The sequence below is a fragment of the Alteromonas sp. ABM1_013 genome, assembly GCF_056160505.1.
On the sequence record NZ_JBSWXH010000001.1, the window covers coordinates 214,431 to 227,076 of the forward strand.

The 12,646-nt window shown below is 44.7% G+C and carries 13 protein-coding genes; 2 read left to right on the forward strand and 11 right to left on the reverse strand.

The annotated features are described in order from the left end of the window. The first annotated feature begins 88 nt into the window (after positions 1 to 88). Positions 89 to 1,267 carry an Obg family GTPase CgtA gene (cgtA, locus tag ACXAGK_RS00980; protein ID WP_474853498.1) on the forward strand — a complete coding sequence of 393 codons (1,179 nt, stop codon included), beginning with the start codon at positions 89 to 91 and terminating at the stop codon, positions 1,265 to 1,267. 186 nt (positions 1,268 to 1,453) lie between these two features. Here the strand turns inward: cgtA and ACXAGK_RS00985 are convergent, their stop codons facing one another. Beyond that, positions 1,454 to 1,819 carry a hypothetical protein gene (locus ACXAGK_RS00985; RefSeq protein WP_474853500.1) on the reverse strand — a complete coding sequence of 122 codons (366 nt, stop codon included), beginning with the start codon at positions 1,817 to 1,819 and terminating at the stop codon, positions 1,454 to 1,456. 163 nt (positions 1,820 to 1,982) lie between these two features. Here ACXAGK_RS00985 and folA point away from each other — a divergent pair, with 163 nt between their 5' ends. Next, positions 1,983 to 2,480 (forward strand): type 3 dihydrofolate reductase, encoded by a 498-nt coding sequence (folA, locus tag ACXAGK_RS00990; RefSeq protein ID WP_474854454.1) that lies wholly within the window; start codon positions 1,983 to 1,985, stop codon positions 2,478 to 2,480. A gap of 130 nt (positions 2,481 to 2,610) precedes the next feature. On the opposite strand, the gene rpoS is transcribed toward folA, so the two are convergent. The 10 genes from rpoS to ACXAGK_RS01040 all read right to left on the reverse strand — a co-directional run bounded on the left by rpoS (position 2,611) and on the right by ACXAGK_RS01040 (position 12,218). Further along, on the reverse strand, positions 2,611 to 3,603 hold the full coding sequence (gene rpoS / locus ACXAGK_RS00995; RefSeq protein ID WP_118490355.1) for an RNA polymerase sigma factor RpoS: 993 nt from the start codon (positions 3,601 to 3,603) through the stop codon (positions 2,611 to 2,613). A 72-nt stretch (positions 3,604 to 3,675) separates the two neighbouring features. Beyond that, complete coding sequence (locus tag ACXAGK_RS01000) at positions 3,676 to 4,545, reverse strand: peptidoglycan DD-metalloendopeptidase family protein (RefSeq protein WP_474808880.1); 870 nt, start codon at positions 4,543 to 4,545, stop codon at positions 3,676 to 3,678. Between the two features lies 1 nt (position 4,546). Beyond that, the gene (locus ACXAGK_RS01005; protein ID WP_474808878.1) at positions 4,547 to 5,125 is read right to left on the reverse strand and encodes a YqaA family protein; all 579 of its coding nucleotides are present in this window, start codon (positions 5,123 to 5,125) and stop codon (positions 4,547 to 4,549) included. Continuing rightward, positions 5,122 to 5,757 carry a protein-L-isoaspartate(D-aspartate) O-methyltransferase gene (locus ACXAGK_RS01010; protein ID WP_014948160.1) on the reverse strand — a complete coding sequence of 212 codons (636 nt, stop codon included), beginning with the start codon at positions 5,755 to 5,757 and terminating at the stop codon, positions 5,122 to 5,124. The genes ACXAGK_RS01005 and ACXAGK_RS01010 overlap by 4 nt, the downstream gene beginning before the upstream one ends. An 82-nt stretch (positions 5,758 to 5,839) precedes the next feature. After that, on the reverse strand, positions 5,840 to 6,925 hold the full coding sequence (truD, locus tag ACXAGK_RS01015) for a tRNA pseudouridine(13) synthase TruD (RefSeq protein WP_474808876.1): 1,086 nt from the start codon (positions 6,923 to 6,925) through the stop codon (positions 5,840 to 5,842). After that, positions 6,922 to 7,395 (reverse strand): 2-C-methyl-D-erythritol 2,4-cyclodiphosphate synthase, encoded by a 474-nt coding sequence (gene ispF, locus ACXAGK_RS01020; protein WP_474853503.1) that lies wholly within the window; start codon positions 7,393 to 7,395, stop codon positions 6,922 to 6,924. The genes truD and ispF overlap by 4 nt, the downstream gene beginning before the upstream one ends. Then, a complete protein-coding gene (gene ispD, locus ACXAGK_RS01025) occupies positions 7,395 to 8,153 on the reverse strand; it encodes a 2-C-methyl-D-erythritol 4-phosphate cytidylyltransferase (RefSeq protein ID WP_474808872.1) in 759 nt (252 codons plus the stop codon). The genes ispF and ispD overlap by 1 nt, the downstream gene beginning before the upstream one ends. A gap of 5 nt (positions 8,154 to 8,158) precedes the next feature. Further along, positions 8,159 to 8,449, reverse strand: coding sequence for a cell division protein FtsB (gene ftsB / locus ACXAGK_RS01030; RefSeq protein WP_179982290.1), 291 nt, complete (start codon positions 8,447 to 8,449; stop codon positions 8,159 to 8,161). Between the two features lie 99 nt (positions 8,450 to 8,548). Further along, positions 8,549 to 10,264 carry a TIGR03545 family protein gene (locus ACXAGK_RS01035; protein ID WP_474853505.1) on the reverse strand — a complete coding sequence of 572 codons (1,716 nt, stop codon included), beginning with the start codon at positions 10,262 to 10,264 and terminating at the stop codon, positions 8,549 to 8,551. A gap of 331 nt (positions 10,265 to 10,595) precedes the next feature. After that, positions 10,596 to 12,218, reverse strand: a complete 1,623-nt coding sequence (locus ACXAGK_RS01040) for a methyl-accepting chemotaxis protein (protein ID WP_474853506.1) — start codon at positions 12,216 to 12,218, stop codon at positions 10,596 to 10,598. Between the last annotated feature and the right edge of the window lie 428 nt (positions 12,219 to 12,646).

The window sequence follows — 12,646 nt, forward strand, 5'->3', positions numbered from 1 at the left end:
CACAAAAGCGCCCATGGGTAATTTGGTGTAAACTTAGTATTCGCATTAAAAAGTTAACAACCCACGGCATTACAGCCCGGAGTGATAAATGAAATTTGTAGATGAAGCTGAAATTCGCGTTGAAGCCGGTGACGGTGGCAACGGTACCATTGGCTTTAGAAGGGAAAAATACGTACCTAAAGGTGGCCCAGACGGTGGCGACGGTGGTGACGGCGGCAGCGTATACTTACAAGCCGATGAAAACCTAAATACATTGATCGATTATCGCTTCGAACGTTTTCATCGCGCTGAACGCGGTCAAAACGGTCAAGGTAGTAATTGTATCGGTAAGAAAGGTCAAGACCTTACCGTGATGGTACCCGTGGGTACACGCGCCACTGATAGCGATACTGGTGAAGTATTGGGTGACTTAACTCGTCATGGTCAAAAACTAAAAGTGGCACAAGGCGGTTTTCACGGTTTAGGTAATGCTCGCTTTAAAAGCAGTACTAACCGTGCCCCACGTCAAAAGACTAATGGTACGCCTGGTGAAATTCGCAACCTTAAGCTAGAGCTTATGCTTCTAGCAGATGTGGGCTTACTCGGTATGCCTAACGCGGGTAAATCAACTTTTATCCGCTCTGTATCGGCAGCTAAGCCTAAAGTGGCTGACTACCCGTTTACTACGCTAGTGCCTAACTTAGGTGTGGTTCGCCAAGACTCACAGCGTAGCTTCGTTGTCGCTGATATTCCTGGTTTGATTGAAGGTGCAGCCGATGGGGCAGGTTTAGGTATACGCTTCTTAAAGCACTTAGAGCGCTGCCGTATCTTGCTTCACGTGGTAGATATCTTCCCTGTTGATGAAACCGATCCTGCCGAAAATGCTAAAGCGATTATTGAAGAGCTTGAAAAATACAGCCCTAAATTGGCTGAAAAGCCACGTTGGTTAGTATTTAACAAAGTTGATTTGCTGCTTGAAGAAGAAGCTGAAGAGCGCTGCCAGCACGTTATTGATGCGTTAGAGTGGGATGGCCCAGTTTATCAAATCTCTGCGTTCCAGAAGATGAACTTAGATCCGCTCTGTAACGACATTATGGACTTCATTGAAACTCTTCCAGCAGAAATAGAAGAGGAAGAAGAGAAGAAAGAAGTGGAATTTAAGTGGGACACTTACCACAAGAATACGCTTGAGGCTCACGATGAATTCGAAGATGGTTTAGGTGACGATCTCGATGACGACGACTGGGACGAAGACGATTACGACGTGGAAGTTGAGTATCGTCGTTGAGAAACAATCGCTGAGAAACAGTCGTTGAGAAACAGTCGCTGACTAACAGCCATTCGGAAGCACTGGTCGAAGATAGATTCTGTGAGTTAGTGATTTAAACAGTCACTAGCAATCAACTCACAAAACATTAAGCTCGTACATTTGCCAAAGCAAAGTGCGAGCTTTTTTGTAAGGTGAACACCATTTCTACACCGCAAATCGCAGCGGTATTTCGTTGTTTACAATATTGTTAGAAGCTTCTATTACTGTGTGGGCTCTGTCTACTATGGCATTTCTGTGATGGCTAAGTCTCAAATGAAAATAAATATCTTCAAGTAAACTGGTCAAACTCATAATTTTAGTCGTCATAGCGCTGTTTTCGCCACCATCAACTTCAAGAAGTATGACGGCGATATCAAATGCACAACCAAGATAGGGAATCGCTTCACTTAACTGACCACTTTGCATAAGCATAGTGCCCTGCATTTCGTCCCGTGCCATTACGTGTAGCGCTTGCTCTGGATTGTTGTAAACCCAGTCTGCATGTTTAGGGCATAAATAATTTATAAGCATGGTAGCTACCTCCTAACTCTACACTAAATTACTTTTACAACGCATGCAAATGATAATTGTTATTGTTTGCTTTAAGGTGTTGGCGCATTTCCTATCTGATGTTGATATACTTTGCCTTGAAGAATTAGAACTTAGTCTGAAGGTGTAAAAAATGAAAATAGCGATGATTGCTGCTATGGCAAAAAACAGAATTATCGGTGCAGACAATGATATGCCGTGGCATTTACCCGCTGACTTGAAGCATTTTAAAGCTATCACCTTAGGCAAGGCAGTTATCATGGGGCGAAAAACTTACGATTCAATTGGCAAAGCACTTCCTGGTAGGCCAAATATCGTCATTACCACTAATGCTGACTACAGCTTATCTGACGCTACCGTGGTCGACTCGCCGGAATCAGCATTTGAGGTCGCAAAAGCGCTAAGTAACGATAGTGGAGAGAATGACGAGGTAATGATTATTGGTGGCGGTACTATCTACCAGTCATTTTTAGATAGAGCGGATACCCTGTACCTTACGTATATTGATCTTTCAGTAGAGGGAGATACCCAGTTCCCAGATTATGAGGCAGCAGCAAGTTGGACTGAAGTATCGCGAGAAACACATAGCGCCGATGAAAAGAATGCGCATGATTATACTTTTGTGACGCTTGAAAGGAACTAATATAGCCAGAACGAGAAGAAGCTTGCTAGGTTACTTTGAATTTAAAATAAAAAAATGCCAGTGTTGAAACGCTCGTTTAAGAGCGTCACAACACTGGCATTTTAGCATTACTCTGCAATATGAGTAGTAGCTACTTCATTTGGTCGAACAAGTTCTCTAATGAAAGACCTTGATGACCCAGCATATCGCGAAGACGGCGAAGTGCTTCTACTTGAATTTGACGAACACGCTCACGTGTTAAGCCAATTTCTGCACCTACATCTTCAAGGGTTGAAGGCTCATATCCCATAAGACCAAAACGGCGAGCGAGTACCTCGCGCTGCTTAGGATTTAGCTCTTCAAGCCAAGTTACGATATTACTCTTGATATCAGAGTCTTGTAAGCTCTCTTCAGGGCTAAACTCTTTCTCATCAGCAATAATATCAAGCAGTGCTTTGTCATTTTCTCCGCCAATAGGTGTATCGACAGAGGTAATGCGTTCATTTAAACGAAGCATCTTTGTTACATCTTCCACTGGCTTATCAAGCGCCGCCGCAATTTCTTCTGCAGTTGGCTCATGGTCAAGCTTTTGTGAAAGTTCACGAGAGGCACGTAGATAAACGTTTAGCTCTTTCACTACGTGGATTGGCAAACGAATAGTACGCGTTTGATTCATAATAGCGCGTTCGATAGTTTGGCGAATCCACCAGGTTGCATACGTTGAAAAGCGGAATCCGCGTTCAGGATCAAACTTTTCTACGGCACGGATTAGACCCAAGTTACCTTCTTCAATTAAATCGAGAAGTGCTAATCCACGGTTGTTATAACGGCGAGCAATCTTTACGACAAGGCGAAGGTTGCTAACAATCATACGTTTGCGAGAGGCTTCGCAGCCTTTCAGTGAGCGGCGCGCAAAATAAACTTCTTCTTCTGCGGTTAGCAGTGGTGAAAAACCAATCTCGCCTAGATAAAGCTGTGTAGCATCTAGGTTTTTAGGTTGGTCATCCTGACTGAAAATGGCATCGTCATTTTCTAGTTCAGCGTCGTTTGTTAAGGTTTCGTCTGCTTTCATATCAGCTGGCATATCGATGACATCTAAGTCATCTTGCGGTTTTGATTCCAAGGCTTTATTTGACTTACCCATCATGAATCTCCTGCTACAAGGTTTACCTTATGACGTTTCTCCTTTGTCTTTTTTTATTGTTATTTATTTTTATTATTTTAATACTGGCAGGTATTTCATCGGGTCTAATGATTTCCCTCTATACCTAACTTCAAAGTGAAGTTTTACCGAATTTGTTCCGCTATCACCCATGGTTGCAATCTGCTGGCCCGCTGACACCCATTCTCGTTCTTTAACTAAAATAGTGTCGTTATAGGCGTAAGCACTTAAGAAAGTATCGGTGTGTTTGATAATAACTAACTTACCGTAACCTCTTAAGGCACTCCCTGAGTAAACAACTTTTCCATCTGCTGCTGCGACGACTTTACTGCCTTTGGCACCAGCGATATCAATTCCTTTGTTGCCTGACTCTGACTTACTGAAGGTACCAACTAACTTACCTTCTGCAGGCCAAACCCACTTTTGTACTTTGCCTGGGAAGCTCGTTGGCGTTTGTTCTTTGACGCTTTGTGACGGCTTCTTGACAGTCGTAACTTTTTGTGGCTTAACAACTTTTTCACTTTCACGATACGCTGGTGGCGATGGGCGGTCAACCAAACTTTTGTCTACATTTGAGGTGGTCGGAGTTGTTGACCGTTTGGTCTTCGCCTTAGGTTTTACGGGGGCTACGGCTACATTTGAGGGTGGTGTAACCTTTAAGATTTGACCAGGAAAAATGGTGTAAGGGGCTGATAACTGGTTGTATTTTGCTAAATCGCGATAGTCGTTTCCGGTGTACCAAGCTACTGCGTAAAGTGTATCGCCTCGTTGTACTTTATAGGTTTTTTTTGTGTACTCTTCGCTTCCATCTGAAACTTGACTATTTAATAAAACAACGGGGGCAGGAGCACTTCTTCCTGCGCATCCCCCGATAAGTACACAAAAATATAACAAAAAACCTATATAAAAAAGAGGCTTATGCATATCATCGCAGCAGTAAATAGGCGACTACTGCAAGGATGACAACTGCCCACCCAAGCACTTCTACGTACTGTCTTAGCTTTTGCTCCATTGCGGCTCCTCCCCAGCGCATAAGAGCTGCAACTAAGAAAAATCGCGCGCCGCGCCCAATGGCGGATGCAAGCACAAAGGGAAGAAAAGCCATCTGTAAAAAACCGGCACTAACGGTGAAGATCTTATAAGGAATGGGTGAGAAACCCGCTAAGAAGACTACCCATACACCATAATCTTTAAACCACTGCATTGCAGTTTCAATTTTATGGGTATACCCCCAGCTTTCTATAAGCGGAGCTAGCCAAGCATCAAACGCGAAGTAACCAAGCCAGTAGCCAGCAATACCACCCAAAATAGAGGCAATGGTTGTAATTAGAGCAAACTGCCATGCCTTATTAGGCTGCGACAAGGCCATTGGTGCAAGCATCACGTCAGGGGGAATGGGGAAGAAAACTGACTCTGAGAAGCTTAACCCACCTAAATATTTAGTTGCGTGGCGATGCCTCGCCCAGCGTAACGCCATGTCATAACACGGCTCAAAAAGCTTCACATTAGCTCTCCTGCTACAAGAGGAACAAATCGAACCGATTCAATGGTCGACGTTTTTAGTTCCCCTTCAATCCTATCAATACACAGCAACGATTGTTGTTCGTTACCCACGGGAATTATAAGTCGCCCACCTTCTTTTAGCTGATCGCACAAGTCTTGCGGAAGGCTAGCAGCGGCAGCGGTAACAATAATGGCGTCATATGGGCCTTTTGACGCCCAGCCTTTCCAACCATCGCCGTGTTTCATTGCAATATTGTGAAGGTCGAGTTGATTCATTCGACGCTTCGCTTGAAACTGCAATGATTTAATACGTTCTACACTAAAAACTTTCGCAAAAAGCTGTGCAAGAATAGCCGTTTGATAACCTGAGCCTGTACCTATCTCCAGCACTTTTTCAGGTTTGTTGGGGCTATCAAGCAATAGCTCTGTCATTTTCGCAACGATATAAGGCTGCGAAATTGTCTGGCCTTGGCCTATAGGCAATGCCGTATTTTGATAAGCCTTATGTTTTAGCGCATCGGGCAAGAAGCTCTCCCGCGGCGTACCAGCAATGGCGTTTAATACTGCTTGTGAACGTATTCCCTCGTTATAAAGCAGTTGTGCTAACGCGTCTCCTTTTCTAGAAGCTCTCATGATGTTGCGTACTTTCCTTTATTTTTATTCACAGCTACGCGAGGTTAAATCTGTTGCGCGCCACACTTTTTTATCAATACTGTTAAACCCGGTTAATGGGGGATAAGGTCTCCACGCACTCTCTAAGGACCGAGGTTGCAAAGCAGCCGCTTGGAAGCGCAAACGAGATAGTAAATGTATCACCCTTACTCTGCCATTCAAGCTGCGAAGGCCAAATTTTTATCGCTCGGCGCTCTTGTTCGAACCCGCATTGACTTAGAAAATCGATAACTTCGCTATTTTGCGCAGCAACGGACTGTTCCAAAGCTAAGGAATCTGCTTGCGTAACAAGTGTACCTTTACCCCAAAGCGGCGCTGAAGGACACACGTCTTTGGCAGCAAAGCGACGTTGAGCATCTTGTTGCTGTTCTGAACCTTCAGCACCTTCGTTGATGAAAAAGCTATTAGACCCGGAAAGCACCAGTGCATCGCCATGGTTTACTTTATCAAACGTGCCTTTTTCAAGGCGCGTAGAAAGCATTTCATTGAACAGCCAGCTGCGCAGAGCTGAAAGCGCCATAGAGCGTTTGTTACGATGCCTAATGGTTTCGCCATTGACCATGCGTTCGGCCATTACCAGGTTTCCGCCACGCTGCACTTCACCCATATCATTTAAGCGCATTACCCCAAAGCGTTGCTCGCCGTAGTAATTAGGTACCCCGTGTGCTGCTATTTCTTGCAAACGCTCTTCAATAGCTTCTGGGTGCAATACCTGACGCAAGGTAATAGTAAAGTGGTTGCCTTTAAGCTGACCGGTACGCAGCTTTTTGTTGTGGCGCATTTGTTTGAGTACTTTAACGCCTTCCAGTTCGAAATTGCTAAAATCGAAATCTGGTTTGCCTGGGGCGTGTATGCCAAACCACTGTTGTGTTACTGCGTATTTATCTTTACGACCAGCATATGTAATTTGGCGTAGTGGCAAGTTAACGAAGCGCGCAAGTTGTTCCGCTACAAATGCGGTATTTGTGTTGGTTTTTTCAATAAACACAAACTGGTGCTCACCTTCACCGCAGGGCGTATAGCCTAAATCTTCAACAACTTGAAAGTCGTCGGCTTGGAATTTAAATATGCCAGTAGATACAGGCTTTGTGAAATAGTACTGCCAGTGATCAGTGTTTAAGGGCTTCATAGTTTTTCCAATAGCACGACAGCGTGAGAGGCAATGCCTTCTTTGCGGCCGGTATAACCGAGTTTTTCCGTCGTCGTAGCTTTTACATTAATGTCGTCAAGCGCGACATTACAGTCTTTGGCTATAACCTCGCGCATAGCAGAAATATGCGGTGCCATTTTAGGCGCTTGCGCCACAATGGTCATATCAGCATTACTTAGCTTGTAGCCTTTTTGTTTTACTACATTCACAACGTGACGTAACAGTACGCGACTGTCTGCACCTGCATAGGCATCGTCTGTATCCGGGAAATGATTGCCGATATCACCAAGTGCTGCTGCACCTAGCATTGCATCGCAAAGTGCGTGAAGCAATACGTCGCCATCAGAATGTGCCACTAGGCCTTGTTCGTAGTCGATGCGCACGCCACCTATGGTGATGGGACCTTCGCCGCCAAATTTGTGTACATCGAAACCGTGTCCTATTCGCATTATAAGTTTGCCTTTTGATCTTGTGCGCTATGGCTTTGTAGGTTGTTGCCTTGCGCGCTAAATTTTTGCTTAAGATAGAATTCTGCCAAAGGAAGGTCGGCTGGGTGAGTTATTTTTATATTTGCTGGGCTTCCATTAACCATAGCTACCTTGTAGCCAGCAAGTTCCATAGCCGACGCCTCGTCAGTAATCGCTGCGCCTTTTGCTAAACCGTCCTGAAGGGCCTGCTTTAAAAGTGTTGCGGGAAAGAACTGTGGCGTTAGTGCGTGCCATAGGCCGTCTCTGTCCTCGGTGTGAGAAATGATACTGGTATCGGTATTGGTATCAAGCGCAACTCGCTTCATGGTATCTCTAACAGGCGTTGCCAGAATACCGCCGGCAACCGACTTATTGTCTATTAAGGCGATAAGCGCCGAAATATCACTCTTTTCAATACAGGGGCGAGCTGCATCGTGCACCAAAGCCCAGTCATGCTCTCCTAAAGACATGATACCATTGAGTACGCTGTCTGCCCGTTCCTTGCCACCGTCTACCACGTGAATCGGTTTTTCCCGCAGTCCATAGGTATCGAAATATGCGTCGCCTGGGCTAATGGCCACTACAACCTCGTTAACTAATGGGTGGGTTAACAAGGCGTCTATAGTGTGTTCAAGAATGGTTTTACCGTTCAAGGTAAGGTACTGTTTGGGGCGGTCGGCTTTCATACGGCTGCCAACTCCGGCTGCGGGGATAACCGCAACAACGCGGGGCGATGTCATTTTATTCACTTAGCATCTGCGGGCAAAATACGGTAAAAGGTTTCTCCCTTTTTAATCAAACCGAGTTCATTTCGCGCTCTTTCTTCAATGGCTTCTAAACCAATTTTTAAATCGCTGATATCAGCTTTAAGTAACGCATTGCGTTGAGCAAGGTTCGCGTTTTGAAGGGCTTGTGTATGAACTTCTTGTTTTCGGTTGAAGTAATCGGGAATGCTATTTTTTCCAAACCATAGCCTGTATTGCAATAGACCAAGAAGTACTATTAATACGATGGGAAGCCATTTACCTTGTAACACAGATTCACCTGACAGTATGGTTAAGCGGAAAAAAAGCAGAGGCGCTGTGCCTCTGCTGTGTTGTATTATGCCGCGAAGAAGCGCCGAGTCAAAGGTGCATTATTCACCCTGACCAAATTTACCCTTCAATTTGTCAAACAGTTTGCTTTTTTGCTGTTCAACAACGTTGTTAAGCTGAGCTTGAAGTAGTTCCTGAAGGGCTGCACTGTCGCCTTGGGCTGCGCTTAGCATACTGTTAACGTCAACGAGCTCACCAGACAGTAGTGATTGCTCGCTACTTATCATGCTATTGAGCTTATTGTTTAATTCATCAAGTTTGTCTTTCTGGCTGTCAGTTAGCTGGGAAAGCGCCGCCTTAGCTAACTTATTATCAAGGTCAGACTTGATATTAAAGCCAGGATCCGAAAGGGTACCATCAAGCAGCATAGTCATGTTCAAGCTGGTTAGTGTTTGCAATGCCTGAGCGATAGCACTGGTAATATCGCTAGTACCCGTTGCTTCCATGACAAGTTGCTGTAGATCAACTTCGCCGGTACCGGTAAGCATGTTATCTGTGACTTTCATCGACCCGTTTGTTTTCATTAGCGCAGATTTGAGCACGGCATTAAGCGTTTCATTGCCGCTAAAAGAAATGTCAGTCATATTCACGCCGGCTAGCTCCCAAACTTGGCTAGCATCAACACCTTCACCATCAATCCAAAACTCACCGCTAGAGGTAAACGACTTTAGTAAATCGCCAGCCGCTTCAATAGTAAAGGTGGTTGGGTTACCAAATACCTCGTGAACGTTAGTGATATTGTTCCATTTGCTGGTGATAGATTCATTTTGCAATAGTACAGAGACATTAGCCTCTTTCACTAAAATTGACGGCACTTCAGTAGGCGCTTCACTTTTTTCTTCACCTTGAATAAGCGGCATAACAATTTGCATTGCGGCCATTAAATACTCAGTATATTCCGCCGCTTTATCACCAAATACAAAATAAGTCACTTGAGAAAGGGCGGCTTGATCGCCTGCAATCACCCCTTTTAGTAACGCGTAATCTTCTTGTGGTGCTTTTTTTAGTGCTTCAACACTTTCACTTAAAGCTTGTTTTGCATCGCTAGCCTTTTCAGTGAAGTTGCTGATAAGCGCGCGGTCTGCCTGCATCTCTTCTTTCAGTTTATCGAATGCTGACTTGGCTTGAACCAACGCTTGAGGATCTTTGTAATCCGTTTCTTTTAGCTCAGCGACCTGTGTTTTGTAGTACTCAATGCGCGATTTATCAGGCAAAGATTCATAGTCGTCTTTCAAACCTTTGCCATAGGTTTCGTAAGCAGCCTTTGCTTTTTCAACGGCTGCTGTGGTTTTCAGCGGGTTGCGTGCAAGAAGCTCATCAACCGTAGGTACGGCCTCTTTGGCTTTTGCTTTAATTTCGTCAAACGATAGAGAGCGTTCTGGGACGCGATACACTTCACCTTCAGACTCACGCTCAGTATCAAACTGTACTTTAAGTAGGTTTAGGTTATTAACAATAACCTGATCATCAAGCAGTGGCTTTAACTCTACGTCCGCATTCGCTTCACCCACAAAAACTTGGTTGTGAGATGGCTTGGTTGGGTTGGTTAGCGCGATGCCTTTCAGCGTAACGGTAGTGGGGAAAAGAGAATGGTCGAACTCGTCGATGTTCACTTCTGCGCCGTATGACTCACCTAATTTTGACTCAAGAATAGATTTTATAATGGTGTTGGCGAACAAAAAGTACACCAAGAATAACAACACAAAAAAACCGGCAACCCATGTTAAAATAGGCTTCCCCTTAGAACCACTACTCATATTCAACTCCTTGATTTGATACGCGTCTAACGTTACAAGCGCTTAAGCCATTGCCAAATTGCGATAGCACAGCCGATAACCTAGAAGAAATCGGCACTCGGCCACTTAATGTGATTCTGAGTGTAATGCACTCAGGCATTTTGTTCCACAGGCAGAGCTTGTCGCTGATGGTTTAAGAGCGTCTAAATGCTACAAAGTTTCGTTATTAGTATCGAAAACAATCGCATTTAAAGTTTGAGTTAAAGCAAGGAAGGATATAAAGAAAGGTGTAAGCGGCCTGAACACGCGCGAATTGCTTCACGGGTTCTTTAGGCCGCGGTCGTTAAGAAGTTTACAGCTTAAAACGGTTAGCTATATCCATAATTGCCAGACAACTGCTTTTTAGTGCTTGGCTTGCAGCTGCCAGTTCATCTGCTGTTTTCAAGCTACTATCTGCAGCCCCCGATAATGCATTTATTCGCATATTCGCTTCAGTGGCGGCTTCTGCTTGCTGTTCAGTAGCCCGGGCAATTTCACTGCTCATATCCGCAATTTCCGTCATTAGGCGGTCAGCTTCCTGAAGGTTTTGGTTTGCTTGAATCGCGTTGTCTACTGTTGTGGCTGACGCAGCCTGACTGACTTTCACCGCATCTACTGCGCTTTTGGCATTAGTCTGTAGCTTTTCTATCATAGCTTGAATTTCATCGGTACTTTGTCCAGTTCGACTTGCCAAGGTGCGAACTTCATCTGCTACTACGGCGAAGCCCCTTCCTTGTTCACCGGCCCGAGCAGCTTCAATCGCAGCATTTAGGGCGAGTAAGTTGGTTTGTTCCGCAATGCCTCGAATTACGTCAAGCACAGCGCCGATACTGTCTGTTTGCGCAGCTAGTTCGGTCACTACGTTGCTTACGCTTTCTATATCAGAGGTTAGCGAACGGATATCTTGTACCGTACTGTCTACTACAGCTGCACCGTTTTGAACGTTCCCTCGGGCACTACTGGTACTCTTCTCGGCAGAATCCGCATTGCTGCTGACATCGTTAATCTGCGTTGTCATTTCTTCCATTGCTGCGGCAACTTGGAGCATATTCTCGTTTTGTGTCTGCGCTTGTGCATTACTATTTTGGCTGGATGACTCTACGAGTTCAGCTTGCTGGGTAAGAGAGCTAATATTTTCGCGAATACCCAGTAAAGACTGACGCATTTTATCGGTATACTCGTTAAAGTAGCGGGCTAACCGAGTAACTTCGTCTTGCCCAGTTTCAGGAAGAGAGCGAGTCAGGTCGCCTTCTCCCTGAGAAATATCCTTCATCCGTTCAGACACTTCTTGGACTGGTTTTACAATGCTTCCACCTATTACATAGACCAGCAGTACAACCAATACAATGCTCACTAGGCAAAATACCAAGATTAGATTGCGAAGGTGTGCGAACTCTTCTTCAAGGTTTGTAAGGTAGATCCCAGAACCTACAGTCCAGCCCCATGGTTTAAATTCTTTTACATAAGAAATCTTGTCAGTAGGAGTTTCTTCGCCGGGAAGGGGCCACACGTAATCGACAAAGCCGTCACCTTGCGCTTTGACTTTCTGCGCCATTTCTATAAAGAAGGCTTTGCCGTTTCCGTCTTTAAACGTTTTTAGGTCTTTACCGTCGAGCGCCGGCTTGATGGGATGCATAACCATAGAAGGGGTTTGGTCTTGGATCCAAAAGTAATTGCTGCCGTCATATCGCAGCGCTTTTACCGCTGCTAGCGCTTGTTGTTTAGCCGTAGCCTCATCTACGTCGGTACGCGCTTCGAAGCTGGCGAGCATAGTGTGAACTACTTCAACTAAGTGTTGGTTTTCGTCATAGGACTTTTGCTTTAAAGCTTCATAGTGCCTGTTTAAGACAACAGCGGTTAGCAATACAAACAGCAGAGTAATTAGGGCAACAATAATGCCCAGTCGTTGAATTAAGCTAAATTTTCGTAACCACATTGGCAATACCTAATTATTATTTTGTTTTTTTATAGTGTAGTCGGTTTTTAGTTAGCCGCTTTTTATTGCGATTAAAAATGCATCATTTTCAACAAGCTTTTACTACGACCTTTGGCGCAGTGAGTTAACGGACTGATTAACTAAAGCTGGAGGAGCTTTGAAAGGGTGGTATATGTCATCTAACGCACTGAATACGTAGCTTGACAGAGAAAATGAAAAACTTTGATTATGGGGTCTTGGCAGAGCATTTTTGTGTGCTACTATCGGCCCAAATTTGGCTCCATCGTGATCTTCATCCAAAAGTATGAAGTTAAAAGAAGAACGATAGGTCAACGCAGGGTTACGACTTTGCTTGTTATTTAGCCGCTTCCATGTAACCGTGGGCAGTCATACACGGCGGGAACGCTTTTTGTTACAGCTATTTCTAT